This window comes from Nocardioides korecus, from assembly GCF_054778395.1.
Genome location: NZ_BAAGZO010000002.1, coordinates 124,576 through 151,534 on the forward strand (window position 1 = coordinate 124,576; position 26,959 = coordinate 151,534).

The window sequence follows — 26,959 nt, forward strand, 5'->3', positions numbered from 1 at the left end:
CGCCCCTGGCGGCGTCTGGGTCTATTCCTGATGAATCCGGGATTCACGAACCGTGATTCAACGCGACGACCGCGTGCGCACGCGAACCCACCTCTCCCTCGGCTTCGTAACTCATCGCAGTTTGTCGCAGGGTAGTCGCACTATGGCCTTGCAGGGTTATGTACGAAACCAGAACCCACGACGTGCTACGAGGCGAGGCCACCATCCTGTGGCGACGCACTCACCCCGGGGTCCGGCGTACCGTGTTAGCCATGAGTACGAAGTCGAGCCGGACGCGCAAGTCGTCCTCCGTCGCCGTTGCGGGCGCCGCAGTGACGACCGTGTCCCGGCACAGCGTCGACCCCACGAAGGTCGCGACGCCCGACTCGGCGCGAGAAGACATGGTGCGCTTCACCGGCGCCGAGTACACCGTCGTCCGCCACGTCTTCGTCCAGAAGCACAGCGGCAGCGACCGCTCGTCGACCCTCGCAGCGATCTGCAAGAACAAGAAGAAGCGGGCACTCATCCTCTACCTGATGCTGCTCACGCTGTGGAAGCCCGACCGTGATCCGCTCCGATCCGAGGTCTGGCTCCGTCTCGTGACCGTGACCGGCGGTTCCCTGACGTGGTCGCATTCCAGCCTCTCGGAGGCGTGGAGCAACCTCGTCGACATGGGCCTCGTCGACCGCACGAGGGTCCGGCGCATGGCACACGTCGTACCGCGGCGCGAGGACACCAAGTCGGACTACAAACGTCCGAACGGCCAGAAGAGGATCGATCGCTACTTCCAACTGCCCGGAGCGTTCTGGACCGAGAAGTGGTTTGACGCCCTGTCTCTCCCGGGGCTGTGCATGCTGCTGCTGCTCCTGAAGGAGACCAACGACAACGACGCCAAGTTCCACGTCACCCACAAGCAGGTCGAGGAGTGGTACGGAATCTCCGCCTCGTCGGCGGCCAAAGGCTTCACCGAACTGGAGGACCTCGGACTCGTCTCCGTCCGCCGCGATCAGATCAAGGCCGGATTGGCTCTCAAGGGCTACACCTATCACCTCTACTACAGCCTCAACGGTGACTTCAGCACGGCTTCCCGTTCGGCGGCGCGAACCGCCGCGAAGAAGGGGGCCCAGGACCGCGCCGCGGTGACGCCGAAGTCGAAGTCGAAGTCGACCAGCTCGGGCGCGAAGAAGGGGCCGGGCAACCGCTCCGCCACCAAGCCAGCCAAGAAGGGGTCGACGGGGAAGCGGTCCTCGACCCGCGCACCCAAAAGCGGCTTGAAGAAGCCGAAGGGGTGACGTGATGTTGCAGATCGTCAGGGCGAGTCCCGCCTGCTGGAAAACGATCCGGGTCGCCATCGAGGGCGGATGGGGCACGACCCTGCGCTTGATCGCCATCTTCACAGTCTTTGCCGCCTGCGTAATCGCAGTCCTGTATGCCGCACCGCTGTAACCGTCGCGAAGGCCCACGGGGTGCGGTGAGACGACAGCGAAGCGCAAGTGGACCCGCTGAACGCCGGCCCACTGCTTGGCCGGCGCGGGTGGGTCATACCGCCGCCTCTCGAGGCCCGGACCTGCTTGTCGGTGCGTAGCGGGCTCTGGGCGATCCTCGTAGACCGGCCAGCGCGTGGCATGGATGATGGCTATGTGACTCCGACCAGCGTGTTCAACGGGTGCTACGACGCGAACCGCGCCGCCGCGCTCTCTGGCGTACCCAAGTCGACCATCTACTGGTGGGCCCGCCAAGGAATCGTGGTCCCGAGTGTTTCGCCGGTCCAGGAGAAGCTGTGGTCCTTCGGCGACCTGATGACCCTGCGTATCGTCCACTGGCTGCGTCACGAGAAGGCCGGGGCCGACATCAAAGCCAGCCCGATGCCGATGGTTCGCCAAGCTCTAGCCTTGCTCGACGAGTACGACCTCGACCTTTGGGACGCCGCTGAAGGCCGCAGCCCCATCCTGGTCGACCCCCGCGGCCGAATCTTCGTCCGCCTCCACGAGGACGTGGTCGACCTTCATGGCGCCCACGCACTTCCCAAACTCCAGACTTGGGGTCTGACGGAGGCGTTCACCATCGACGGCGAAGTCAAGGGCCCGGACCTGCTCGCGCCACGCGCGAACCTGCGCATCATCCCGGGAAAGGTTTCCGGCGAGCCGCATGTGGTCGACACCCGCATTACCTCGCTCGCTTTGGCCTCACTGTCGCGGGACGGGTTCTCGACGGGGCAGATCGCCGCCATGTACGACTTGTCCGAGCACGTCGTCGATGACGCTGTCAGCCTCGAGAAACAGCTAGGCACCCTTGAGTTCGCCGCCTGACCATGCGGCTCGCCCTCGACCAGAACTTCCCGCTGCCACTGGTCCACGCCTTCCAGCAGTTCGTTCCGCCGGGCCTCACCCTGGAACACCTCACCAAGATTGACCCAGCCCTCTCACGGATGGCTGACAGCGAACTCGTCCGCGAACTCAGCCGCCGCAACTATGACGGCCTGGTGACTACCGACTACCACATGCTCGACGACCCCCCGACGGTCGCAGCGATGGTCGACACCAAGCTCACAGTGCTGGTCATCGAGGCAGCCGGCCACGATCCGTTGAAGGCGACGGCCGCCTTGCTCCAGGAGTTGCCGGGTCTCGAACACCGGCTGCTGCCAAACCAGGCCAACGTCATCCGTCACCGCCCGAGAGCGACGACGCCAAGGCCGGCGTGGGAGTACCTGAAGAAGATCGCCGACAAGCAGGGCGCTGACGTTGACGACCTGTGGAAGCGACACAAGGCGCCAGTGTCTGAAGAACCACGCTCACCCTCTTCGCCGGACGAGTAGCCGGACCGACCCGAGTGCGCATGGGCGGCTACCGCTGCGCCTCGTGACCGCGAACCAACGTCTAGCCGGATTCGATCGGGTCCATTTTGTGTCCAGATTGGGTCAGTCCGACTCGGTACTAGACGGGTAGCCTGAGACTGGAAGCGAGGGCGAATCCCTCACCACACCGAGCGAATCGGTAGTTTCCGGCCCGAGATCGTAGTAGCCGCGATGCCCCTGATGGCGTCCAGAGGCCTTCGGTTCAAATCCCGAGTGGTGGCGCCTGCTCCAGGTTAGGTCGAAGGCCTTGAGCCCCGCGAACCAACGGTGGGTGGCCCGGTCTAGTTTCCGGAGCTCGAAAACTCTTGGGGGCGGCAGGCACCAGTGGAGTCTGGGAGGAGCTCGGCCACTCCGGCATCGCGGTGAGACTCCACGCCCGCAGCAAACCCAGCCTCGCGGGTCGACGCTCGCTGGCATGCACTGCAGGCAGCCGCTCGACCTAGACGGTGAGACGGACTTAGACTGCTAGTACAAACAGCAGTTCTACAAGTCCTCGTGAGGGATGAGGTGAGTTGTGCCTGCTCGGAGCGCGGCAACGGCCGTTCTGGCCCTCGTAGTTCTCGCCAGCGGCTGCGTGGAATCTGTGGACGAAACTGAACCGCGGACGGGTCGAGTTGATGTGTCTCGCGTGATCAGGGGGGTGGATCCGGGAGTCCATCGACCCGTCGACAACCGCCCAACGGGTGTCGTGCTACCGCCATCCCTGGGTGGGTACCCAGCGATGTCAACGGCCGGGACGAGGCTGAGCGAGGCTGGTTTGCGGGCCGCGCAACGCGATCCAACTTGTGCGGCTCGCGGCCAAGGTCCGGCGCCCTCCAATGGGTTTGGTGGAACGAGGACTGAAGGCGGGGTGTATGCGGCGGGCATGCGTCCTGTGTTGTGGGTGGCGGTGCTTCGCGGCGTGCGGGACGAGAGTACCTCCGGGAGCGACGGCCGCGGGATCCGAGGGGGCCGTTGCCGCGACGTCGAGTACGTGGTCCGTGCAGGGGGTCTGGAGATCGCGGCGAGCTGGCTATGGATCCGGGATGTAGGTGGAGCACGGCTTCTGCGCACCCGCGTTCCGGGTGACCTCACCCTGGTCATCGCCTGTACATCCCCCATCCAGGATTCAACCTGCGGCGCGGCGATGGCGGAGCTGGTCCACTTTCTCGGTGTGTGACGCCGCCCGCGGCGTGGTCGTCTGCCGCTGCCAACGACGCGGGACTCGTGCTCGTGCGGCTTGCCCTGGACCTCCCCATCAAAGTCGGCGTTCGCAGGACTGGGGCGTTTACACATCGAGCAATCTAGTAAGTTTCGTTATCACTTGCTAGATTTCTGTAAACGGAAGGATGGAGAGTTCGATGAGCGTTCCCGCTCTGCGGCGTCCTCGCCGCGATCGCCTCGTCCTCGGTCCTCGCTCCAGCACTACACCGCTGACGGGGACGCCGTTGTGATGGTGCCAGCGCTCGCCTGGGGGGAGATGAGGGCCGCGCTCCGCACGCCGCTCGCTCTGGGAGGCGGAGGCCTGGCAACGATGGTCATTGCGACCGGACTCCTGGCATGTCCCGCACGGTGGCGGTCTCGCGGTTTCTCGAACCGGATGCTCTATCTGTGGAGTCGCTGCTGGCTGCTGTGCGTTGGTGCCCGGCTCAGGGTCCATGGTCGAGAGCACCTGGGCAATGGCGGCGCCTGCGTCGTGGTGTCCAACCACCAGTCGAACCTTGACCCCATTGTCTATCTGGCGCTGTCCCGCGGCTCGCTCCGCATCATGACCAAGCGGGAGCTGTTCGACGTGCCGCTTCTCGGGGCAGCTCTCCGGGCGCTGGGAATGGTGAAGGTCGACCGGCTCACCCCGGACCGGACGACGATCCAGGACGAATCGGCCCGAAACCTGGCGGAAGGCGTGCCACTGCTCGTCTTCCCGGAGGGAACGACCTCCCGTCGCGGGGAGCTCCTCCCGTTCCGTGCCGGCGCGTTCGAGGTCGCAGTGGCAAGCCAAGTGTCGATCGTTCCGGCGTGCGTACTGGACACCAGAGACGTCTGGCCCGCCAAGCGACTGCTCATCCGCCCCGGGACCGTCCACGTGATCATCAGCGAACCCCTGACCACCACGGGGCTCTCCCGCGACGACGTTCCAGCGCTCCGTGCGCGGGTGGTCGACCGGATCAGAACCACCTGCTGCCCACGTCAGGACACCAACCGGCCAGCCCACGCGGGTTGGGCCGACACACGAAAGGTCAACGGCACATGACTGCTCCAGCACTGGAAGGCAAGGTCGCGGTCATCACTGGCGGCGCCCGCGGGATCGGCTACGCGACCGCCAGGACGCTGAAGAGCCTGGGAATGAAGGTGGCCGTCGGCGATGTCGACGAAACCCGTCTGCTCGAGACTGACAGAGAACTTGATCTCGACGCGGTGGGCCGACTCGACGTGACCGACCCGGAGTCGTTCCAGGCGTTCTACCACATGGTCACCGACCGACTCGGAGTTCCTCACGCGTTGGTCAACAACGCCGGTGTGATGCCCGTCGGGCCCACGGTGGACGAGGGGCAGGAGGTTGCTCGTCGCATGGTCGACATCAACGTCCATGGAGTGATCACCGGCACCAAGCTGGCCCTGGACTCGATGCTGCCGCGCCGCAGTGGCCACATCATCAACATCGCCTCGATGGCGGGGGAGGCGTACGTCCCTGGCCTTGCGACCTACTGCGGGACGAAGGCGGCCGTGATCGCGTTCACCGATGCCGTCAGGCTTGAGCACCGCACCAGCGGAGTGGACGTCTCGCTCGTGCTGCCAACGTTCACCAACACCGAGCTCGTCGCCGGCACGCAGGGCCCCAAGGGCTTCCGGAACGCCGAGCCCGAGCAGATCGCCGAGGCCATCGCTGACCTGCTGGCCCACCCGCGGCCACGGGTCTATGTCACCCGACCCATGGGCGCGCTGCTCAAGGCACAACGGCTCATGCCTGCGGCATGGTCCGAAGGCCTCGCGCGACGACTCGGTAGCGACCGCATGTTCCTGGGTGGTGTCGACCAACAGGCGCGAAGCGCCTATGAGGAAAGGGCCCGGAAGTCATGATCACTCTGCTGTCACCGGGCAGGAGACTCCGCGATCGGTACTCCTCCCTCCTTCTGTTTCCGACGCCACGACCAGTCGACGACGCGCTCTTCGATCTCACACGGCGCTGGCCGAACCGGGTCCTGGCCGACCCCCCGGCCGGTAGCGGGCTGAAGGCGGTCATGGGAGACAGCGGGTTGCCGTTCCTCGGTCACACTGTCGACTACATCCGGTTCGGCTCCAGGCTCGGTCGCGAGAGGTGGCAGCGCTTGGGCCCCGTGTCCTGGATGGGGGCGTTCGGCAAGAAGGTGGTCGTCATCGCGGGTCCCTCCGCGACGCAGACCGCCTTGGCCAACACCGACAAGGCGTTCTCCCAGGACGGGTGGACCTTCCTCATCGACAAGTTCTTCCACCGCGGCCTGATGCTGATGAGCTTCGATGAGCACCTGATGCACCGGCGCATCATGCAAGAGGCATTCACCCGTGAGCGGCTCGCCGGGTACGTGGGCCAGGTGCTCCCCCAGGCACGCCAGGGCGTGGAGGCGTGGACGACAGGCGAGACGATCACGCTCTACCCGCTGTTGAAGGAGCTGACCCTGGACATCGCCACCGAGGTGTTCATGGGGGGTCGGGGCGGGGAGGACACTCGCGCCATCAACAAAGCCTTCGTGGACACCGTGCGCGCCTCCAGCTCGATCGTGCGGTTACCGCTTCCCGGCACCCGCTACCGCGCCGGAATCAAAGGTCGCAGGGTGTTGGAGGACTACTTCTACCGCCACCTGCCGGAGACGCGGGCCAGCGGGGGCAACGACCTGTTCGCCGGTCTCTGCCACGCCGGTACGACCGACGGCGAGAGCTTCTCGGACGAGGATGTCGTCAACCACATGATCTTCCTCATGATGGCCGCTCACGACACCTCGACGATCGCCACCGCCGCCGCCACCTACTTCCTGGCCAAGCATCCCCAGTGGCAGGAGCGGGCGCGACGCGAGTCGGTCGCATTGGCCGAGTCGGGTGGCGACATCGACATCGAGGCCCTGGAGGGCCTCACCGCGCTCGACCTGATCGTCAAGGAGTCACTGCGACTGGTAGCGCCGGTCCCCTTGGTGATGCGCAGAGCGGTCAAGGACACCGCGGTCGAGGGGCACTTCATCCCCACGGGTTCGCTCGTCGCGGTGGCGCCGGCGGTGAACCACTTCGACCCGGCATGCTGGTCGAACCCCGACGACTTCGACCCCGACCGATTCGGGCCGGCCCGTCGAGAGGACAGGTCCCACCGCAACGCCTGGATCCCCTTCGGTGGGGGCGTGCACAAGTGCATCGGTCTGCACTTCGGGACGTTGGAGGTGAAGGCGATATTGCACCAGATGCTGCTCACCCACTCCTGGACGGTGCCACATGACTACGAGGTGAGGTGGGACAACACCTCGCTTCCCATTCCTGTGGACGGACTTCCGGTGCGGTTCACGAGAGTCGACCGGTGATCAGCAGGGACGCATCGGACGACGAGACGCCAGCGGGGGAATCCGTAGCATCTGCGTCTAGCACGTTCCTCGAGTCCACCTTCTTCCTCGACTGGGAGAGCGAATCAGTTCAGCTGTTCACCGCATCCGCGGTCGGGGACGCCACCGAGCCGCTCGATGTCGCCGCGCGCATCTTCGCGGCGGTGCGCGACCGTGTCTGGTACGACCCGTACTCGGTCTCCGACGACCCCGTCCACTACCGCGCCTCGTACGTCGCGACTGCGAGGGCGGCGTACTGCGTACCGAAGGCGGTGCTGCTGACGGCGGTGGCCCGGGCCGCGGGCATTCCCTCCCGGCTCGGGTTCTGCGATGTCCGCAACCACCTGCAGACATACGCGCTGCGTCAGCGGATGGGCGGTACCGATCTGTTCGTCTACCACGGCTACAGCGAGCTCCTGCTCGACGGTCGCTGGGTCAAGGCGACCCCGGCGTTCAACCGAGAGCTCTGCGCACGCTTCGGCGTCGAACCGATCGACTTCGACGGCCGCAGCGACGCGCTGCTCCACCAGCACAGTGCGGACGGCGCCCAGCACATGGATTACGTCCGCGACCGTGGCTGGTTCGCCGACCTCCCGCTCCCCGAGATCCTCGCTGCCCTCCGCAGTCACTACGGCGACCTTGTCGGAGCCAAAGCCCCGACGGACGAGTTCCAGGCCCCGGGATCCCCGCAGCCGAGCGGGAGCCGGCGGCCCTGACCGCGGGGAAGCCAGGGCAGCCGGCGTCCCAGGTCACAGGTGGTTGCCTCGTCCCTCCTGATTGGGCGACACGTGAGCCTGAGCGTCGACGATCTCCCGCGACTCGGTACAACTAGGTCCTGTCGGCGCCGCATGAACCCGCATGAACCCGTGTGCTCACGGCTGCTGGTGCACCCGTCGGAAGTGACTCGGTGAGCTGCCGGTCCATCTCTTGAAGGCGTGCGAGAAGTTCGTGAGATCGCTGTAGCCGAGCTCGGTGGCGACCTCGCTGACTGACCTGGCGGGGTCGAGGAGCCGCATCGAGGCGCGGCCGAGCAGTGACTCCTGGAGCAGCTCGCGGAAACTGGTCCCCTCAGCGGCGAGGCGGCGCTTCAGGGTGCTCGCGGACATCGAGAACTCGTCCGCGACCGACTGGATCGTCCTGGCCCCGCACCCTTCGTCCAACAGGGCCTGCACCTTGCGGGTGAACTCCGGCGTGCCGGCTCGGCGTGCGAGCGCCTCCTGGAGCTGGGTGACGGCAAGTCCGTAGGTGATCGGGTCGGGGAAGCGGCAGGCGGCGGCAAGCGTCGTCGCAGGCATGTGCAGGTAGGACAACGGGGCGTCGAAGACGAGCCGGGACGCGCCCTTGGCCTCTCGGGGTAGCAAGCTCGGCTCAGGCCAGCGGCTGTGCATGGTCGCCTCCGACGCCTCGCCGACCAGCAGGTCGATCAACCGCATGAGCGCCAGTCCGCAGTAGGTGACGACCAGACAGTCGAGATCGGCGTCTCCTGCGTTCCCCGACAACCGGATCGTCAGGTCGTCCTTCTGTGGATGGAACTCCGTGGTGACCGCTTTGGTGATCAAGGGCAGATAGGTGAGCAGCTGCACGACCTCGGCGACGGTGCACGCGCTGACCAACGGGACGCTCAACGGTCCGAATGACGTGAGCTGGGCCTGTTCTGCGCAAGCGATCCCGAGCCGGGTGGCCTGCTCGGTGTCGAGGTCGGGATAGACCTCGCGGAACCACCGCAGCGGCGCCTCGTCCTGGGTCTGGATGAGAGCCAGCTCACCGGTTCCCTCGCGCGCCATGATGACGCGGAAACGCTCCACGGCGTCCTCGTCGATCGCCGGACTGCTCAGCAGCTGCACGAAGGCCAGCGACGGGACACCTGGCTCCTCAGTCCACACAGCAACCCCCAAGCGTGATCCGAATTCACAACATCCTGACACGGTACGACATGGCCCTAAGGGTGGTCGACGACCACCATCAGGGGAGACGTCAATTGCGGCGATAAGGAGAGTTGCAGATGGCAGTGGTCACCTTCATGTCATACGACGGGGAACAGCACGAGGCACCTCTCGAGGAGGGCAGCTCGCTGATGCAGGTGGCGACGAACAACGCCATTCCAGGCATCGATGCTGACTGCGGGGGAGAGGCCGCCTGCGGCACCTGCCACGTCGTCGTCGATCCCTCCTGGGCCGACAAGGTCGGCACGTCCGGCCCTGAGGAGGAAGAGATGCTGTCGATGAACCCCGACCGACAGCCGACCTCCCGACTGTCGTGCCAAGTCAAGGTCTCCCAGTCGTGGGACGGCTTGACCGTGCAATTGCCCGAGTCCCAGTGGTAGCAGGAGGTTCGACGAGATGAAGATCCCCGAAACAGTGAAGACGAAGGTCGAGGCGGCCATCCCGCTGGATCGACAGGTCCAGGGCGCGCACCTGTACGACAAGGGTCGACGGTGGCTCACCGGCACGAACGGGAAGAAGATGTTCGTCGAACGCCCGATCCCGCCCGTCGAGGACGTCGCGCTGGCTGATATCGACCTCAGCAACCCCTTCCTCTACCGGCAGGGGCGCTGGGCCTCCTACTTCGAGCGGCTGCGCAACGAAGCCCCGGTGCATTACCAGCCCAACAGTCCCTTCGGGCCGTTCTGGTCGGTGACGCGGCACGCCGACATCATCGCGGTGGACAAGAACCACGAGGTCTTCTCGGCAGAACCATTCATCATCATCGGGGAACCGCCGCGATTCATGGACATCGCGATGTTCATCGCCATGGACCCGCCCAAGCACGACGTCCGGAGGCGCGCCGTTCAAGGTGTCGTCGCTCCGAAGAACCTCCGCGAGATGGAGGGGCTCATCCGCGAGCGCGTCAGGGACGTCCTCGACAGCCTGCCGGTCAACGAACCTTTCGACTGGGTGAGCACGGTGTCGATCGAGCTGACCGCGCGCATGCTGGCCACGCTGCTCGACTTCCCCTTCGAAGAGCGCCACAAGCTCGTCGAGTGGTCGGACCTGGCGACCTCGATGGAGCAAGCCAACGGCGGGCCATCCGACAACGACGAGCTGTTCCGCGGCATGGTGGGCATGGCGCGGGGCCTCAGTGCGCTGTGGCACGACAAGGCCGCCCGGCTCGCCGCCGGCGAAGAGCCCGGGTTCGACCTGATCACGATGCTGCAAAGCGACGAGAGCACCAAGGACCTGATCAAGCGTCCCATGGAGTTCGCAGGCAACCTGATCCTGCTCATCGTCGGGGGCAACGACACCACACGCAACTCGATGAGTGGGGGCGTTCTCGCGCTGAACCAGTTCCCCGACCAGTTCGAGAAGCTCAAGGCCAACCCCGAGCTGATCCCAACGATGGTCTCGGAGATCATCCGCTGGCAGACGCCGCTCGCCTACATGCGGCGGGTCGCGAAGACCGACACAGTGCTGAACGGCCAGTTCATCCGCAAGGGTGACAAGGTAGTCATGTGGTACGCCTCCGGCAACCGTGACGAGACCGTGTTCGAGCGACCGGACGAGTTGATCATCGACCGCCGCAACGCCCGCAACCACATCGCTTTCGGGTTCGGCGTGCACCGGTGCATGGGCAACCGATTGGCCGAGCTGCAGCTGCGGATCCTCTGGGAAGAGCTGCTCCCGCGTTTCGAACGGATCGACGTCGTCGGAGAGCCGGAATACGTGCAGTCCAACTTCGTCCGCGGCATCAGCAAGCTGATGGTCGAGCTCACCCCCAAGCGCGCCGAATGAGCTCAGGGCGGGCGGTGGTCGTCGGGGCCAGCCACGCCGGCGCGCAGCTGGTCACCAGCCTTCGCCAGGGAGGCTGGTCAGGCGAGATCCTGCTCGTCGGCGACGAACCGGTGCTCCCGTACCAGCGACCTCCGTTGTCCAAGGCGTACCTCGCCGGCAAGCTCGGCCTGACGGAGTTGGCCATCCGCTCGGAGGACTTCTACCTCAAGCAGGACATCAAGCGCGTGGCCGCCACCGTGGAGGAGATCGACAGGTCGGCGGGCGAACTCGTGCTCGGCACCGGTGAGCGGTTGGCGTACGACGCTCTTGCTCTGTGCACAGGAGCGCGCCCCCGACGTCTCGCCGCGAAGGGCGCCGATCTCGACGGCGTGCACTACCTGCGTCGGTCATCAGACGTTGAGGGGATTCGCGAGGACGCGATACCGGGGCGGAACGCCGTCATCGTCGGGGGTGGGTACATCGGTCTGGAGACCGCGGCGTCGCTGCGCGCGTTGGGCCTCCACGTCACGGTCCTCGAGGCCGCAGACCGAGTCCTCGAGCGGGTCACCGCTCCGGAGGTTTCGGCGTTCTTCACGCGGGTTCACCAAAGTGAGGGTGTCGACGTGAGGACGAACGCCTTGGTCGAGGCCCTGGTCGGCGACAGCCGTGTGCGGGAGGTCGTGCTCGCCAGTGGGGATTCCGTCGTGGCCGACCTCGTGATCGTCGGGATCGGGATCGAGCCGACCACCGAGCTGGCCGAGAAAGCCGGCCTGGTCGTGGACGACGGAATCCTGATCGACGCCCACGCCCGCACCAGCGATCCCACCATCGTGGCGGCAGGGGACTGCACCTCGCAGGACATGCCCCGCTACGGCCGCCGGATCCGTCTGGAGTCGGTTCCAAGTGCGGTGGAGCAGGCCAAGGTGGCGGCGGCAACCATCTGTGGCAAGGACAAGGAGATCGCGGCACTCCCGTGGTTCTGGTCCGATCAGTACGACCTCAAGCTCAAGATCGCGGGACTCAACACCGGCTACGACGACATCGTCTTGAACGGCGACCCGACCCGTGACCGCGACTTCACCTGCTACTACCTGCGCGGCGGTGAGTTGCTAGCCGCTGATTGCGTCAACCGCCCACGGGATTTCGTGACCAGCAAGCGCATGCTCGCGCAGGGAGACCGGGTCGACCCCGGTGCGCTCGAGCAGGCGGTCGAGTCAAGGGGGACGTCGTGACGGACCGAGAAGTCTTCACCCACGTGGTGGTCGGGGCTGGCAGTGCCGGCGCGGTGGTCGCGGCCCGATTGACTGAGGACCCGTCGGTCTCGGTCCTGCTGCTCGAGGCCGGAGGCCCCGCCGACGCCGACGAGGTGAGCATCCCCGCGGCATTCGCCAACCTCTTCAAGACCCGGTGGGACTGGAACTACCAGACAGCCGAGCAGAAGCAGCTGCAGAGCCGCCGCGCCTACTGGCCGCGGATGAAGGGGCTCGGCGGCTGTTCGTCGATGAACGCGATGATCTACATCCGCGGCAACCGTGCGGACTACGACACCTGGCGCGACGCCTACGGTGCCACGGGGTGGGGGTTCGAGGACGTGTTGCCTGCGTTCGTCCGGTCCGAGGGCAATACCCGGTTAGGCGGGCCGTTTCACGGCCAGGACGGGCCGCTGCACGTCGAGGACCGTCGCTACACCCATCCGCTCACGACCGCCTGGGTCGAGTCGGCCGTGACCGCCGGGTTCAAGCCGACCGACGACTTCAACGGCGCCGAGCAGGAGGGTGCCGGGCTGTACCAGGTGACCTGCCGCAAGGGGCGGCGCTGGTCGACCGCGAAGGCCTACCTCGAGCCGGCGGACGGGCGACCGAACCTCACGGTCCGGACCGGCGCGCTCGTCGAGCGGGTCGTCGTCGAGGGCGGCCGGGCCGTGGGCGTCGCCTACCAGCACGGGCGCGGGACCCGCACGGCGTACGTCGACGGGGAGGTGGTGCTCGCGGGAGGCGCGATCAACTCTCCGCAGCTGCTGATGCTCTCCGGCATCGGGCCCGGTGCGCACCTGCGCGAGGTGGGCGTCGAGGTGGTCGTCGACCTGCCGGGCGTCGGGCAGAACCTCCACGACCACCCGGCCGTGCCGCTGGTGTTCCGCACCCGCGGGACGACCGACCTGATGGATCACAACAACCTGGTGCAGTTCGCCCGGGCCAAGGCGACCGGCACAGGCCCGTTGGTCTCGAACGTCGCCGAGGGCGGCGGCTTTTGGCGCAGCCGGGACGACCTCCCGGCGCCCGACCTGCAGGTGCACGTGGCTCCGACTGGCTTCTGGGACAACGGTTTGCACGAGGCCACCGCACGGAAGGTGACCGTCGCGCCGACCCTCGTATCGGTGGCCAGCCGCGGAACGCTGCGGCTGCGCTCCACCGACCCGCGCTGGCACCCCGAAATCGATCCCGGCTACTACGACGACCCGGCTGACCTCGACGCGATGACCGCCGGCGTGCGCCGGATGCTCGAGACGGCCTCGACGGGTCCGCTTGCCGGGCACGTCGCCGGGCCGGGGTTGCCGACGATGGAGGCCTGGGGCGAGGACCCGACCGATGCGCAGATCGTCGATCACATCCGCGCTTACACCCAGACGCTCTACCACCCCGTCGGCACCTGCGCGATGGGTGGCGACGAGCGCGCGGTGGTCGATCCGCAGTTGCGGGTCCGCGGCGTCGAGGGCCTTCGGGTCGCGGACGCCAGCGTGATGCCGATGGTGACCCGCGGCAACACCAACGCACCCACGATCATGATCGGCGAGCGTGCCGCCGACCTTCTGCGCGGAAAGGCCTGACATGACGACGACCACCTCCACCACGCCCAAGGACAGCGCATCGGGGCGGGCCACGCTCGAGTCGGTCAACCCCGCGACCGGTGACGTCGTGGGTGTCCACCCCGTCCACGGTGAGGCCGACGTGCGGGCGGCCGTCGCCCGGGCGCGTGCCTCTGCGGACTGGTGGGCCGGGCTCGGCTTCGACGGCCGCAAGCAGGTGCTGACCCAGTGGCGCGGCGTCATCACCCGCCGGCTCGCGCAGCTGTGCGAGCTCGTCCACCAGGAGACCGGCAAGCCGCACGGCGACGCCCAGCTCGAGTGCGCCCTGGCGATCGACCACCTCGCCTGGGCCGGCTCACACGCCGAGAAGGTGCTCGGCCGCCGGCGAGTTTCGTCAGGCCTGCTACTGGCCAACCAGGCCGCATCAGTGGAGTACCTCCCGATGGGCGTCGTCGGTGTCATCGGCCCCTGGAACTATCCGGTCTTCACGCCGATTGGCTCGATCGCCTACGCCCTGGCCGCCGGGAACACCGTCGTCTACAAGCCGAGCGAGCTGACGCCCGGTGTCGGCACCTGGCTCGCCGACAGCTTGCGCGAGGTCGTGCCCGATCACGCACTGCTGCAGGTCGTGACCGGTTACGGCGAGACCGGTGCGGCGCTGTGCCGGGCCGGCGTGGACAAGATCGCCTTCACCGGCTCGACCGCCACCGGCAAACGGGTGATGGCCGCCTGCGCCGAGACACTGACCCCGGTTGTCATCGAAGCCGGCGGCAAGGACGCGCTTCTCGTCGACGAGGACGCCGACCTCGAGGCCGCGGCAGACGCGGCCGCGTGGGGGGCGTTCAGCAACGCCGGCCAGACGTGCGCCGGTGTCGAGCGGGTCTACGTCCACGAGCAGGTCCACGACCGGTTCGTCGAACTGCTCGCCGAGCGCGCACGCGCCGTGCACGCCGGCACCGACGTCGACGCGAAGATCGGCCCGATGACCATGCCCGGCCAGCTCGACGTCGTACGCCGTCATGTTGCCGACGCGCTCGCGCACGGCGGACGGGCAGTCGTGGGCGGCGCCGAAGCGGTGGGGGACCGGTTCGTGCAGCCGACCGTGCTCGTCGACGTGCCCGAGGACAGTGAGGCGGTTGCGGAGGAGACGTTCGGGCCGACGGTGACCGTCCGCAAGGTGCGCGACATGGACGAGGCAGTCGAGCTGACCAACGGCGGCAAGTACGGCCTGGGGTCGGCGATCTACACCGCCAAGCGCGGTGACGATCTCGCGCGCCGGCTGCGCACCGGAATGACCTCGATCAACTCGGTGATCTCGTTCGCGGGGGTCCCGTCGCTTCCCTTCGGCGGGGTGGGTGACTCGGGCTTCGGGCGGATCCATGGGCCCGAGGGGCTGCGGGAGTTCGCCTACGCAAAGGCCGTCACCCGGACCCGGTTCAGAGCGCCGCTGAACCTCACCACCTTCGACCGCACCCCGGCCCAGGACTCGACATTGGCCACCATCCTCCTCGCTCTGCACGGGCGCGCCTCCCAGCTGCCGAAGCTCCCGCGAAGGCCGCTCGAGACGATCCGCGGACGCGCAGACTGATCACTCGAGGGCTCGTGGTGGCAAGCGCACGTAGCCGACTGGGATCTCTCGGGCACGTGTGCGTTCCCACATTGCTTTGACCCGGGGAACTGCCGCGGTTCATGGACATCGCTGGCTGCCACGTGACGGCCGGGTCGGCGGTGAGCACACATCTGGTCGTCACCACCTCTCCAGTGAGTCGGTGACGACGGCAGGGGCCAGCGAGTGGGCCGTCTCTGCCGCCGGTCTCGGGGCGGGCGGCGGAGCCTTCTCTGCGCACTTTGGCTACTGCACCCGTGAGCCGGAACGGGCGGTCTGTGGGCACCCGCCCGTTCTCAACGTCCCCACCTCCTTGATGCACGAGTGGCGGGCAGTGGTCCTGCCCGCGTCGCGATTCTCTCAGCCACGTACCGCTGCTCCTCGCGAGCGCTGCCAGATCAACTCGGCTTCGGCAGTGACCGCGCGATGATCTCCTTCATGATCTCAGTGGTGCCGGCGTAGATCTGACTGATCCGTAGGTCGGTCCAAGCTCGCGCGATGGGATATTCCTCCATGTATCCGTAGCCGCCGTGGAGCTGCAGACAGGTGTCGGCGACCTGCTGGGCGCGTTCCGACGACCAGTACTTCGCCATCGCGGCGGTCGGGATGTCGAGCTCACCCTTGACGTGGAGTTCGATGCACTCGTCGACGAAGGCGCGGGTCACGCGGGCCTCGGTGGCGACCTCGGCAAGCTTGAACTTGGTGTTCTGGAATCCGAAGATCGGCTTGCCGAACGCCTCACGAGACAGCGTGTACTCGTGGGTGATGTCAAGCATCAGGTCCATCGACGCGGCACAGCTGATAGCGACGATGAGTCGCTCCTGAGGGAGTTGCATCATCAGCTGGATGAAGCCTTGACCTTCTTCGGTGCCGAGCAGGTTGCCGGCAGGGACGCGCACGTCGTCGAAGAAGAGTTCGCAGGTGTCCTGCCCCTTGAGGCCGATCTTGTCCAGGACCCGGCCACGCCGGAAGCCCTCTGAGCTGGTCGGGACCAGGATGAGCGAGACGCCGGCCGCGGCTTCCTCGGGGTTGGTCTTGCAGGCCACCAGCACCATGTCGGCGTGGTAGCCGTTGGTGATGAAGGTCTTCGCGCCGTTGATGACGTAGTCGTCACCTTCTCGGATCGCCTTGGTCTTGATGCCCTGCAGGTCCGATCCGGTTCCGGGCTCGGTCATCGCAATGGCGGTGACGGCCTCTCCGGACGCCATCTTGGGGAGCCACTCCTGCTTCTGCTCCTCGGTGCCGTAGTGCAACAAGTAGTGGGCCACGATGCCGCTGTGCAGCGAGGCGCCCCAGCTGCCGTCGCCGACTCGGGCCTGCTCTTCGATGAGAACCGCCTCATGGAAGAAGTCGCCGCCACCTCCGCCGTACTCCTCGGGGATCGAGGCGCAGAGCAGACCCACCTCGCCGGCGCGGGTCCAGAGCTCGCGGTCGACTCGCTTGTTCTCGATGAAACGCTCGATGTTGGGCTTGATCTCCTTCTCGCAGAAGGTGCGGGCGAGATCGCGGAAGTCGTCGAGGTCCTGGTTCATCCAGGGCGAACGGCGGCCAGGCATAAATCCTCCATAGGGCTGGTCGTGCTCCGGGTACAAGCTGTACCAAGCGTACGGGTGCAACGTGGACCGGCGCCAGACCCATGAGCTAGATTGCCCGCCGTGGATCTCGCGAAGTGGGTGGACACGGCAGTCGTCCGCCGGTCGACCGCGCACGAGTCTCACCGAGCGCCACGACGCGAGCAGATCGTTGTCGCTGCGGCTGCCGCGATCGAGGAGTACGGCGCAGGGGTTGGCACGGCTCAGATCGCTGAGCGGGCCGGCGTTGCGCGACCCCACGTCTACCGGCACTTCGACAGCAAAGACGACCTCGAGGGCGAGGTGCTGCGATTCGCCGCCACCCAGCTCATCGAGGCAGTGCGTCCCGCGATGCGGCGGAGCGGGACCGCGCCGGTGATTATCGAGGGTGTGATCGCGGCCGCCGTAGGTTGGGCTGAGGAGCACCCGAACCTCTACCGCTTCATGGCGGCCCGTCAGCAGACCAAGGCAACCCATCGAGCCCGGTTGGGGCGCACGCGATTCCTGGGGGAGGTCGTAGCCGCCGCATCGGCCTATCTGCGCACCCCCGACGTGGAGGTCGACCTCCCTGATGGCGTCATGGCGGGCCTGATGGGCATGGTCGACGCCGGCATCATCTGGTGGCTTGACCACCACGACGAGTCCCAACCTGAGGTCGTGACCCGGGTCGCCCACCAAGTCTGGTTGGTTCTGCGTGACGTTGCCCAAAACGTGGGGCTGGCGATCGACGACGAAAGCCTGCTCACCGTCCCATGACTCGGTGTCGTGGAGCGTCGTCGACTGTGACACACCTCGACACGGCGAAGGGCGACGGCGACCTCCGCGCTGGCACTCGTTACTGCGCCGCCCAAGAGCTTCCTCGCCTTGTCGGAGCCGGTAGCAGATGGTGTTCGGACTCAACGAGCCCACGGGGCGCTCCGAGCCAGGTCACGACCGAGCCCCTCCAGTTGACGGGGGGTTGGTGGAACCGGTGCCCTATGACTCGGTCCGGGTTTCGGCGTCATCGCAGGCGAACTGGCAGCGAGGTGAGCCCTCGAAAGGTGAGTCCTGACCGCCACTGCGGCTGGCCGGCAAGCTCGATGCGTGGGAACCGGGTCAGCAGCCGGGGGAAGACCTCGACGCCCTCGGCCCGTGCGAGGGCCGCACCCAGGCAGAAGTGAATGCCGGCGCCGAATGACAGGGGGGAGGGGGAGGGCCGGGTCACGTCCAGCGTCTCTGGGTCCGCGAAGCGGGCAGGGTCGCGATTGGCCGCCCCCAGGAGCGTCAGGACGATCTCGCCTTCGGCAATGTCAACCCCAGCGATGCTGGTCGGGGCCAGGGCTGTACGGCCGTCGGTCTGCACCGGGGTGTCGTAGCGCAGCAGCTCCTCGACGGCATTGGGGGCGAGGTCAGGGTCGGTGCGTAGCCGATGAAGCTGAGCGGGATGGGTCAACAGCGCCGTCAGCCCGTTGCCGATGAGGTTGCTTGTCGTCTCGAACCCGGCGGCGAAGAGCAGGATGGCGGTGCCGACGGCTTCCTCGTCGTCGAGCGTGTCGTCACCCTGGGCTTGAGAGATCCGGCTGAGCAGGTCGTCCTGAGGGTCGCTGCGCTTGGATGCGAGCAGATGGCTGAAGTACTCGGCCAGCTGGTTCTCGGCGTCAGCTGCGCGCCGCACGGCCTCGGCGTCCGCGGTTGGTTCGAGGGGCGCCACCAGAGCCCGTACCAGGGGGGCTGCCTGTTCCCGGTCCGCCACGGGCACCCCCACGAGGTCGCTGATGACGTGGACGGGGAGCGGCAGCGCCAGCGAGGCGATGGCATCGATCTCACCTTGTGAGGAGGCGGCATCGAGGAGGGTGTCGGTCCACCGGATGACGGAGTCACGCAGCCCCTCGACGTGGCGGTGGGTGAACACGTCGGTGACCAGCCGCCGCAGCCGAGCATGGTCGGGCGGGTTACGAAACAGCATGGTGCGTCGGAACCGCTTCATGGCGCTGCGGGAAAGTTCCTCGGGAACGTCGGTCAGTCGAAACCCCAGCGACTCGTCGACCTTGCCGAGGCAACGGTCCCGCAAGGCGGCGTCGCAGTCGGCATATCGGCTGAGCACCAGGACTCCCGACCTGCTGCGCAAGACCGGTGCGCTCTCCCTCAGTCGGCGGTAGGCATCGTACGGGCCAGCGGTGCCGTGGTCTCCGAGGAGAATCTCGACCAGCAGCGACTCGGGCTCGGTGACGCCGAGGGACCGGCTCATCGGAGCACGCCCACCCGGTGGGACTGATCCATGTCCACCACGATGAAGAGTGCATCGGGGCGGACCGTGAGTCGATCGGCTGCGTCGACCAGTGCTGCGGAGCAGTGGAGACTGCGTCCCTCGCGCCGGACCACCTGGGCGCTGGTCTCATCGTTCATGGCTTCCCCTGGAGTTCGAGAGCCGCCGCAGCGACTTCCATGGTGGACACAGCGGACTCCTCCTGGGCGGGAAGGGTTGCGGCTACCTCGGCCACAGATCTCCAGCGGTCGATGGTGGTGCCTTGGCTGCGGCCGGCTGCAGCCAGCGCGGACCACCCATCGGCGCTCCGCAAGACTGCGGTGCCGGCGTGCGTCAGTTCGGCGACGTCGGTGTGACGCGCCACGTCGAAGCAGAACTGGGACTGCAGCCGTCGGAACAGGCCGCCGCCGGTACCGGCCTTCTCGACGAAGGCGGTGAGCGAACGGAGTGCGACGTCGAGTTCGGCCTCGGGCAGGAGGTCGGGCCACCGCTCGACGTCCTCCGCGAACACGCTCACCCCGGTGAGCCCGGCTGCGGTGACCGCGCCGGCTGGCAGTACAGCTGCGCCGGGGATGATCGAGGCATCGCCGCCCTGCAGCTGCTGGACGGATGACCTGAGGGCTGAGGCTGCGGCGCTGTGCAATTCAGGCAGGGTTCGTGGCCAGCGGACGAAGTAGGTGGTGTGCCGGGTCGGGACCGGGAATGCCCGTGACGACCGGGCTCGCGCCAGCGCAGCGTAAGGGACCTCCTGGACCTCGGTGCGGTCGTTGTCGACGACGTGGGCCACCTCGGCGTCGTCGTCGTAGCCGATTACTACGATGTCGTGGCGGCTCATGCGGAGTCGTACGTTGAGGTAGGGGAGTTCGCCGATGTCGGCCCAAACCATGACGGGTCGGCCTTGCTGGAGCTCTTGCCGGACCCATTCCCAGCCGAGCACCGGGTCATCCGTGTCGCGCAGGTCGACCTCGGCGCCCAGCCGGGTGAGCAGGTCGAGCTCGAGCTCGCTGCTGCGGCCGACCAGGTAGATCGGTGGACTGAGATCGGCCAGCCTGAGATAGGTGAAGCCGAGACCGCCACCCAGTCCGAACACCAGACCCTCGCTGGGAGGCTCACTCCAGCCGAGTCCTGCCCACTCCAGAAGGTCTCGCAGGGCTCCCGAGCCGCAGTGACCCGCCATCCGGTGGGGGTAGTCGAGCACTACCCGAGCGGGCTCGTCGGAGATGCCGGGACTTGTCACATCAGCTCCTGGAGCTTGGCGAGCTTCGCTTCGTAGGCCACCTCGTGCACGAAGTCGATCTCGCCCTTGTGAGCGATGTCATCGACGTTCGTGCTTCTGCAGAAGTGGTCATGGACCTCGCCTGATTGACAGTGAGCGGTCATCTGACCATACGGTGACAGAACTAGCAACTATGTAAACGGCCGATTAGAGATGATCGGCCGATATAGATGTAGTGCGCGGCTGTCAGCGTTCAGACAGAATCGCCAATATGTAAGGTGTGCGCGTGTCCACGCCATCCCTGCGCGCGCAGTTCCGCCATCAGGTGCGCGAACGCGCCCTGCAGGTCGCTCAATCGCTGACCGTTGAACGAGGGTGGGCTCAGGTGCGAGTGAACGAGGTCGCGGAGCTCACCGGGGTCTCGCGGCCCACGCTGTACGCGGAGTTCGGAGACAAGCACGGGCTGGGAGAGGCGTTGGTCCTCCGCGAGACAGATGCCTTCCTCTCCGGCATCGCCGAGGTGCTCCGTCATCACCACGACGACGCTCAGGGCGCGGTCACCGAGGCCGTGCGCTACGCCCTGGAGCAGGCCGAGGCCAGCCCCCTCCTGAGGGCGATCCTGACCTCGACCCGGGGTGTCGATCAGGACTTGCTGCCCTTGCTCACCACGGATGCCGCCCCGATCTTCCGGGCAGCCTCCGAGACCCTCGTCGCGTGGTTCTCCCTACATTTCCCGCAGTTCCCGGACGGGGACGTCGAGGCCGCCGTCGATGCCCTGGTACGCCTCACGGTCAGTCACATCGTGATGCCTGCTCAGGAGTCACCCGACCAGACCGCCGCGCGTCTGGCGAGCCTCGCGTTGCGCTTCATCGAACCGCGCGGGGTGGAGGCCTGAGTTCGCGCCGCCGGGGCTGAGACGGGGCACCAAGGTGCCCCGTTGACGTCACCGGCCAGGTGACGTGATCAGTGGCAGCGAGGTGAACCCGCGGATGGGACCGGACCTCAGTCGCGTCGCCGAGTCGTGGTCCACGTCCCAGTGGGGATGCCGAGCCAGGAGTGCGGCGAGCGCGAGTCGGGCCTCCATGCGCGCAAGCGCAGCGCCGAGGCAGAAATGGATGCCACGGCCGAAGGCGACCTGGCGCTCGGGCTTGCGGTCGATGTCGAACTGGTCCGCGCCCGGGAACGCGAGATCGTCACGGTTGGCTGAACCGAACAGCAGGAGAACCGTGTCGCCGGCACCCATGTGGACGTCATGGAGAGTCTCGTTGCGGGTCAGAGTGCGCGAGAGCCCCTGGACGGGTGAGTCGAATCGAAGCAACTCCTCCACCGCCGCGGGGATGAGCTCGCCGTTGTTGGCGAGGCGCTCTCTCGCGCCGGGGTGGTCCGCGAGGACCACGGCACTGTTGGAGAGCAGGTTTGTGGTCGTTTCATGTCCGGCGACGAGGAGGAGAAGGCAGAAGCCGAGCAGTTCGTCGTCGCTGAGTCGCTGACCCTCCACCTCGGCGTGGACCAGAGCAGACATCAGGTCCGGCTGGGGGCGGACGCGACGCTCCTCGAGAAAGCCAGTGAAGTAGTCGTAGAGGGCAGCCGCGGCCTCCAGGCCCTCGCCGAACTCCCCCCGAACGGGATTGGACTGGATCAGAGTTGTGGACCAGCTGCGGAACTGCGGGCGATCTGCGCGAGGAACGCCGAGCAGATCGGCGATCACGATGGCAGGCAAGGGGCCGGCGAAGTTGTCGACGAAGTCCCATGGCGTGCCCGACCCTGGAGTCTGGTCCAACAGCTCCTCGATGAGACCGCCGATTGTGTCCTCCAGAGCAGCGATCCGGCGTGCCGTGAAGGCTCTGCTGACCAGGTGACGAAGCTGGGTGTGGCGCGGCGGATCAGTCATGATCATCATCGGCAGGAACAGCTGGGTCATGTCCACACCCGGGGGTGTGGGGAAGACGCCCGAGGCCGAGGAATAGGTGTCGGGGTCGATCAGCGCAGCGCTGACATCGTCGTACCTGCTGAGCACCCAGCACCCGGCCGCCTTCGACCAGTAAACCGGCGCGTGCTCGCGCAGCTCCCGATAGATCGGGTAGGGGTCTGTGACGACCTGAGGGTCGAACGGGCTATAGGTCACAGGACTGTAAGTCGCAGTGTTGTCCGTCATGATGCCTTCCCCATGGCCGACAGAGAGTTTGTACTACGAGTACAACATAGGATGAGGTCAGGCGCCAGGGGTGAAGCGGAGAACGCCGGGGTGCTCCCCGCCCTGGGACAGTGGTAGTGCCCTGGGATTTGGGAAGGAGGCGGATCAATGCGTCAGGTCCCGGCCAAGCTGGCCAGCAAGCTCTATGGCGCGGCGGATCTGATCGCCGACCGCGGTCTGGCCGACGCCAAGATCGATGAGATCGCCGATGCGGCTGGGATCCCCAAGGCGACCCTTTACTACTACTTCACTGGCAAAGAGGAGATTCTGGCGTTCCTCCTCGGGGACGTTCTTGAACTGATCGCTGGAGAGGTCGGGGCCGCAGTCGCCGCGCCCGGCACCGCCGAGCAGCGACTCCGGGCGGCGGTGTTGGCCCAACTCACGGTGATGCTTGAGCAACCGGCCGTGTGCAGAGCCCTCGTCGGCGACCTGGGCCGAGCCACCAGGCTGCCCGAGCTCGCCCTAGCGCTGAGAAGCGCCTTTCACCAGCCCATCGAGCAGCTTCTCCACGACGGTGTGGCTGACGGATCGCTACGTCAGGTCAAGGACCCGCCGAACGTTGCCCTCAGCATCTTCGGTGCAGTCACCGTGGCAGGCCTCAGCCTCATGGTCGAAGATCCGTCCCGGGACGCCGGCAGTCATGCGGGACGCGCTTCAGAGGCGATCTGCGATCTCTTGCTCTACGGCATCCAGGCGCGCGCCTAGTTGTGATGTCCAGGCAGGTTGGTCGAGCAGGTGCGACGACACGATCTGATGTCGTAAATGGGTGAAGGCCTCCCGATGTGGAGTGGAGCTGTCTAGGAACCGCTTCACACCCAGGAGGCCTTCGTGTCCCACGCTAACGCTGCACTGACCCCGCGCCACCGACTGCGGCTCGCGCGGCTGATCGTCGACGACGGTTGGCCGACCTCGCGGGCGGCGAAGTTCTTCAACGTCTCCTGGCGGACCGCGGACCGATGGGCGCAGCGCTACCGAACGGAGGGGCCGGTCGGTATGAACGACCGCTCCTCAGCCCGGCAGACCCAGCACGCCAAGACGCCCCAGCCTCTGGTGCGCAAGATCGTGCACCTGCGGTGGAAGCAGCGGCTCGGGCCGGTCCAGATCGGCGGCCGGCTCGGGATGCCTGCTTCGACCGTCCACGCCGTGCTTCGCCGATGCCGGCTCAACCGGCTCTCCCATATCGACCGGGTCACCGGCGAACCGGCCCGCCGCTACGAACGGGCCCAGCCCGGCGAGCTGATCCACGTCGATGTCACCAAGTTCGGCAACATCCCCGACGGAGGCGGCTGGCGGTTCGTGGGCATCGAACAGGGCTGGGCCAACCGACAGACCACCCGCGACAGGACCGGCCAGCGCAGCAAGCGCCACCAACCAAGGCTCGGGAACTGCTTCGTGCACACCGTCATCGACGACTACTCCCGCGTGGCCTACGCCGAGATCCACGACGACGAGAAGGCGGTTACCGCGACCGCAGTCCTCTACCGCGCAGTGGCGTGGTTCGCCGAACGCGGCGTGACCGTCGAACGTGTGCTCTCCGACAACGGGTCGGCCTACATCTCGCACCTATGGCGCGACAGCTGCGCCGACCTCGGCATCGAGCACAAGCGGACACGCCCCCGACGACCCCAGACCAACGGGAAGATCGAGAGACTCCACCGGACCTTGGCTGACGGCTGGGCCTACAAGAAGCTCTACACCTCCGAGGACACCCGACGGGCCGCCCTGCCAGGATGGCTCCACTCCTACAACCACCACCGGCCCCACTCAGCGCTCGGCGGCCTCCCGCCCATCACCCGGTTGACCAACCTGGATGGACATCACACCTAGTCAGCGAAGGGCTGACAGGGCCAGTCTGAATCGTTAATCCCTAGCTGTAGTTCCCCGTGAGGTTGTGAACGCGGGCTGCGGGGACTTGGCCGCCGATGCCGGTGTGGGGTCGGTGGTGATTGTAGGAGTGGAGCCAGTTTGAACCGCCCCGGCTCTGGTGGAGGCGCTGATCCCGCGAAAGGGTGGCGCCCATGCCGGCACCGAAGAAGTATCCGGAGGAGATGAGGGACCGGGCGTTGCGTCTGGTCCAGGATTTGCTCGCTGACCCGGAGGTCGAGATCTCGATCACCGGCGCGTGCAGCAAGGTCGGGCAGCAGCTGGGCATCAACCGCGACACGTTGCGCGGCTGGGTCAAGCAGGCTCAGATCGATTCCGGGGCCCGTCCCGGGGTCTCGACCGATCAGGCGCGGCGGCTCAAGGAGCTCGAGGCGGAGAACCGTGAGCTGCGGCGGGCGAACGCGATCTTGAAGACGGCCTCGGCTTTCTTCGCGGCGGAGCTCGACCGCCCATCACCACGATCGTGAGGTTCATCGAGGAACATCGCCACGACCGGTTCACCACCGCAGGTGGGGCCGACGGCGGGGAGTTCGGGGTCGAGCCGATCTGCAGGGTGCTTTCGGAGCACGGCTGCCCGATCGCCCCGCAGACCTACTACGCCGCGTTGAAGCGACCAGCCAGTGCCCGGGCGGTTCGCGACGCGGAGCTGAGCGTCGAGATCCATCGGATCCATGGTGAGAACTACGGCGTCTATGGGGCCAGGAAGGTGTGGAGGCAACTGCACCGTGAAGGGACCCCTGCGGCCAGGTGCACCGTGGAGCGGCTGATGCGCGTTGACGGGCTGGCCGGCGCGGTCCGCGGCGCCCGGACCCGCACTACTCGTCCGGACCCGAAGGCGGCCCGGCCGGAGGACCTGGTCGAGCGGCGGTTCTCCGCTGAGCGTCCCAACCAGCTGTGGGTCGTGGACTTCACCTACGTGCCGACCTGGGTCGGGTTCGTCTACGTCGCGTTCTGCATCGACGTCTACTCCCGAATGATCACCGGTTGGCGCTCGAGCACCTCGATGAGCACTGACCTGGTCCTCGATGCCCTGGAGATGGGGCTCTGGCAACGCAGGCGTCAGGGCCACTCGGTCCAGGGCCTGGTGCACCACTCCGACGCCGGGTCGCAGTACACCTCGATCCGGTACTCCGAGCGGCTCGCCGAGGCCGGGGCGCGGCCCTCGATCGGGTCGGTCGGCGACTCCTACGACAACGCCATGGCCGAGTCGGTCATCGGGCTGTTCAAGACCGAGCTGATCCGCCGGCACGGCCCATGGCGGGGCCCGGACGCCGTTGAGATCGCGACCTTGGAATGGGTCGACTGGTTCAACAACCGACGCCTCTACGAGGCCCTCGGCAACGTCCCACCGGCCGAAGCCGAAGCGACCTACTACCGCACCAACGAGCCCTCTGCGACCCTGCAGATGGCAGAACCCAGCCTCCACTGAACCCGGGGCGGTTCAGTTGTCGGCGTAGGTGGCTGCGCGAGCTTCGTCTGAGGAGTAGGCCTGGGCGTAGGCCCACTCGCTGTTCAGGGTCCGGTTGAAGCGTTCGACCTTGCCGTTGGTCTGTGGTCGATAGGGCCGGGTCCGGCGGTGCTTGATGGTCTCGCCGAGCGCTGCGTTGAAGGCGTTGGAGCGGTAGCAGGCGCCGTTGTCGGTCATCACTGCGGTGACCGTGATGCCGGCCGCGGCGAAGAAGGCGTTGGCCCGCAGCCAGAACCCGGCGGCGGTCTCCTTGCGCTCGTCGGTGTGCTGCTCGGAGTAGGCCAGGCGGCTGTGGTCGTCGACGGCGTGGTGGAGGTAGACGTAGCCGCGTGAGGGTGTCGCGCCACGACGGGCTGCTGCGTCGCGGGCAGCTCCGGCGCGACGGTCCTGGGCCGAGCCGCGACCGTGAACGCGCCAGCCTCCGCCGTCGGGGATGCGGCCGAGCTTCTTGATGTCGACGTGGACCAGCTCGCCGGGACGGGCGACCTCGTAACGCAGAGGGCGGGGCCTGCGGACCGGGAGTCCGGTGGCCTGGTCGAGGTGGGCCAGCAACGGCATCCGATAACGCTGCAGCACTCGTCCGACGGTCGAGCGTGGGACGCCGAGGTGGTAGCTGATCCGGTGCGGGCCCCATCGGCGGCAGTACCGCAGCTTCACGATGCGCCGCTCGAGCCGCGTGGGTGTCCTGGTCGGCGTCGTGTGCGGCCGCGACGGCAGGTCGGTCATCGGCAGACCAGCGCGATACCGAGCCGCCCACTTCGAGGCCGTGGCCGGTGAGCACTGGAACCGCTCAGCCGCACGGCGCACCGGCCAGTGCTGCACCACGATCAATTCGGCCAGACGTCGGCGACCAAGTGGGGTCAGCGGGGCGTTAGCGTGAGTCAACGAAGA

At 66.9% G+C, this 26,959-nt stretch carries 23 protein-coding genes and 2 pseudogenes; 17 read left to right on the forward strand and 8 right to left on the reverse strand.

Features of this window, described 5'->3' with window-relative positions; genetic code table 11:
• The first annotated feature begins 251 nt into the window (after window positions 1-251).
• The 7 genes from ACYVDA_RS03890 to ACYVDA_RS03920 all read left to right on the forward strand — a co-directional run bounded on the left by ACYVDA_RS03890 (window position 252) and on the right by ACYVDA_RS03920 (window position 8,087).
• Window positions 252-1,271, forward strand: a complete 1,020-nt coding sequence (locus tag ACYVDA_RS03890) for a hypothetical protein (RefSeq protein ID WP_166084031.1) — start codon at window positions 252-254, stop codon at window positions 1,269-1,271.
• A 348-nt stretch (window positions 1,272-1,619) separates the two neighbouring features.
• Window positions 1,620-2,288 (forward strand): DUF433 domain-containing protein, encoded by a 669-nt coding sequence (locus ACYVDA_RS03895; protein WP_166084032.1) that lies wholly within the window; start codon window positions 1,620-1,622, stop codon window positions 2,286-2,288.
• Between the two features lie 2 nt (window positions 2,289-2,290).
• Complete coding sequence (locus ACYVDA_RS03900; protein WP_166084033.1) at window positions 2,291-2,794, forward strand: hypothetical protein; 504 nt, start codon at window positions 2,291-2,293, stop codon at window positions 2,792-2,794.
• A 1,618-nt stretch (window positions 2,795-4,412) separates the two neighbouring features.
• Complete coding sequence (locus tag ACYVDA_RS03905) at window positions 4,413-5,063, forward strand: lysophospholipid acyltransferase family protein (RefSeq protein WP_166084034.1); 651 nt, start codon at window positions 4,413-4,415, stop codon at window positions 5,061-5,063.
• Entirely contained in the window at window positions 5,060-5,890 is an 831-nt protein-coding gene (locus ACYVDA_RS03910; protein WP_166084035.1) for an SDR family oxidoreductase, read from the forward strand. Before ACYVDA_RS03905 ends, ACYVDA_RS03910 begins: the two co-directional genes overlap by 4 nt.
• Window positions 5,887-7,353 (forward strand): cytochrome P450, encoded by a 1,467-nt coding sequence (locus tag ACYVDA_RS03915; RefSeq protein ID WP_166084036.1) that lies wholly within the window; start codon window positions 5,887-5,889, stop codon window positions 7,351-7,353. The genes ACYVDA_RS03910 and ACYVDA_RS03915 overlap by 4 nt, the downstream gene beginning before the upstream one ends.
• Window positions 7,350-8,087 carry a transglutaminase-like domain-containing protein gene (locus tag ACYVDA_RS03920; RefSeq protein WP_240917105.1) on the forward strand — a complete coding sequence of 246 codons (738 nt, stop codon included), beginning with the start codon at window positions 7,350-7,352 and terminating at the stop codon, window positions 8,085-8,087. Before ACYVDA_RS03915 ends, ACYVDA_RS03920 begins: the two co-directional genes overlap by 4 nt.
• Before the next feature lie 156 nt (window positions 8,088-8,243).
• On the opposite strand, the gene ACYVDA_RS03925 is transcribed toward ACYVDA_RS03920, so the two are convergent.
• The gene (locus tag ACYVDA_RS03925; protein WP_240917106.1) at window positions 8,244-9,215 is read right to left on the reverse strand and encodes an AraC family transcriptional regulator; all 972 of its coding nucleotides are present in this window, start codon (window positions 9,213-9,215) and stop codon (window positions 8,244-8,246) included.
• A gap of 158 nt (window positions 9,216-9,373) precedes the next feature.
• On the opposite strand from ACYVDA_RS03925, the gene ACYVDA_RS03930 reads away from it, so the two are divergent.
• The 5 genes and pseudogenes from ACYVDA_RS03930 to ACYVDA_RS03950 all read left to right on the forward strand — a co-directional run bounded on the left by ACYVDA_RS03930 (window position 9,374) and on the right by ACYVDA_RS03950 (window position 15,472).
• Window positions 9,374-9,694 (forward strand): 2Fe-2S iron-sulfur cluster-binding protein, encoded by a 321-nt coding sequence (locus tag ACYVDA_RS03930; protein WP_166084037.1) that lies wholly within the window; start codon window positions 9,374-9,376, stop codon window positions 9,692-9,694.
• A 16-nt stretch (window positions 9,695-9,710) separates the two neighbouring features.
• A pseudogene (locus tag ACYVDA_RS03935) lies at window positions 9,711-11,084 on the forward strand (cytochrome P450); the annotation flags it as partial.
• A gap of 29 nt (window positions 11,085-11,113) precedes the next feature.
• The gene (locus tag ACYVDA_RS03940; RefSeq protein ID WP_240917107.1) at window positions 11,114-12,310 is read left to right on the forward strand and encodes an NAD(P)/FAD-dependent oxidoreductase; all 1,197 of its coding nucleotides are present in this window, start codon (window positions 11,114-11,116) and stop codon (window positions 12,308-12,310) included.
• Window positions 12,307-13,905 (forward strand): GMC family oxidoreductase, encoded by a 1,599-nt coding sequence (locus tag ACYVDA_RS03945; protein WP_166084041.1) that lies wholly within the window; start codon window positions 12,307-12,309, stop codon window positions 13,903-13,905. The genes ACYVDA_RS03940 and ACYVDA_RS03945 overlap by 4 nt, the downstream gene beginning before the upstream one ends.
• 1 nt (window position 13,906) lies before the next feature.
• Window positions 13,907-15,472, forward strand: a complete 1,566-nt coding sequence (locus ACYVDA_RS03950; protein ID WP_166084042.1) for an aldehyde dehydrogenase family protein — start codon at window positions 13,907-13,909, stop codon at window positions 15,470-15,472.
• Window positions 15,473-15,888: 416 nt separating this feature from the next.
• Here the strand turns inward: ACYVDA_RS03950 and ACYVDA_RS03955 are convergent, their stop codons facing one another.
• Window positions 15,889-17,082, reverse strand: a complete 1,194-nt coding sequence (locus ACYVDA_RS03955; RefSeq protein ID WP_460815144.1) for an acyl-CoA dehydrogenase family protein — start codon at window positions 17,080-17,082, stop codon at window positions 15,889-15,891.
• A gap of 63 nt (window positions 17,083-17,145) precedes the next feature.
• Here ACYVDA_RS03955 and ACYVDA_RS03960 point away from each other — a divergent pair, with 63 nt between their 5' ends.
• Window positions 17,146-17,817, forward strand: coding sequence for a TetR/AcrR family transcriptional regulator (locus ACYVDA_RS03960; protein ID WP_206063247.1), 672 nt, complete (start codon window positions 17,146-17,148; stop codon window positions 17,815-17,817).
• Window positions 17,818-18,061: 244 nt separating this feature from the next.
• Here the strand turns inward: ACYVDA_RS03960 and ACYVDA_RS03965 are convergent, their stop codons facing one another.
• From ACYVDA_RS03965 to ACYVDA_RS03980, 4 genes are read right to left on the reverse strand one after another with little or no spacing between them, the layout of a single operon-like run.
• The gene (locus ACYVDA_RS03965) at window positions 18,062-19,288 is read right to left on the reverse strand and encodes a cytochrome P450 (RefSeq protein WP_166084043.1); all 1,227 of its coding nucleotides are present in this window, start codon (window positions 19,286-19,288) and stop codon (window positions 18,062-18,064) included.
• Entirely contained in the window at window positions 19,285-19,446 is a 162-nt protein-coding gene (locus tag ACYVDA_RS03970) for a hypothetical protein (protein WP_445257323.1), read from the reverse strand. The genes ACYVDA_RS03965 and ACYVDA_RS03970 overlap by 4 nt, the downstream gene beginning before the upstream one ends.
• The gene (locus tag ACYVDA_RS03975) at window positions 19,443-20,504 is read right to left on the reverse strand and encodes a BtrH N-terminal domain-containing protein (RefSeq protein WP_460815145.1); all 1,062 of its coding nucleotides are present in this window, start codon (window positions 20,502-20,504) and stop codon (window positions 19,443-19,445) included. Before ACYVDA_RS03975 ends, ACYVDA_RS03970 begins: the two co-directional genes overlap by 4 nt.
• Window positions 20,505-20,539: 35 nt before the next feature.
• The gene (locus ACYVDA_RS03980; protein ID WP_166084044.1) at window positions 20,540-20,686 is read right to left on the reverse strand and encodes a hypothetical protein; all 147 of its coding nucleotides are present in this window, start codon (window positions 20,684-20,686) and stop codon (window positions 20,540-20,542) included.
• 122 nt (window positions 20,687-20,808) lie between these two features.
• Between ACYVDA_RS03980 and ACYVDA_RS03985 the strand changes: the two genes are divergently transcribed.
• Window positions 20,809-21,417: a TetR family transcriptional regulator gene (locus tag ACYVDA_RS03985; protein WP_206063248.1), complete on the forward strand. Its 609-nt coding sequence runs from the start codon at window positions 20,809-20,811 to the stop codon at window positions 21,415-21,417.
• A 48-nt stretch (window positions 21,418-21,465) separates the two neighbouring features.
• Here the strand turns inward: ACYVDA_RS03985 and ACYVDA_RS03990 are convergent, their stop codons facing one another.
• Window positions 21,466-22,677, reverse strand: coding sequence for a cytochrome P450 (locus tag ACYVDA_RS03990; protein ID WP_166084045.1), 1,212 nt, complete (start codon window positions 22,675-22,677; stop codon window positions 21,466-21,468).
• Window positions 22,678-22,824: 147 nt separating this feature from the next.
• Here ACYVDA_RS03990 and ACYVDA_RS03995 point away from each other — a divergent pair, with 147 nt between their 5' ends.
• The 3 genes from ACYVDA_RS03995 (at window position 22,825) to ACYVDA_RS04005 (ending at window position 26,029) form a co-directional block, all read left to right on the forward strand.
• Complete coding sequence (locus tag ACYVDA_RS03995) at window positions 22,825-23,421, forward strand: TetR/AcrR family transcriptional regulator (protein ID WP_166084046.1); 597 nt, start codon at window positions 22,825-22,827, stop codon at window positions 23,419-23,421.
• Window positions 23,422-23,544: 123 nt separating this feature from the next.
• Window positions 23,545-24,543, forward strand: coding sequence for an IS481 family transposase (locus tag ACYVDA_RS04000; RefSeq protein ID WP_166084047.1), 999 nt, complete (start codon window positions 23,545-23,547; stop codon window positions 24,541-24,543).
• 191 nt (window positions 24,544-24,734) lie between these two features.
• A protein-coding gene (locus ACYVDA_RS04005) for an IS3 family transposase (RefSeq protein ID WP_460815146.1) occupies window positions 24,735-26,029 on the forward strand; the annotation gives its coding sequence in 2 pieces (ribosomal slippage) (window positions 24,735-25,023 and window positions 25,023-26,029; 1,296 coding nt in all).
• 24 nt (window positions 26,030-26,053) lie between these two features.
• Here ACYVDA_RS04005 and ACYVDA_RS04010 read toward each other — a convergent pair.
• Window positions 26,054-26,953 (reverse strand): annotated as a pseudogene (locus tag ACYVDA_RS04010) (IS481 family transposase); the annotation flags it as partial.
• Window positions 26,954-26,959: the final 6 nt, after the last annotated feature.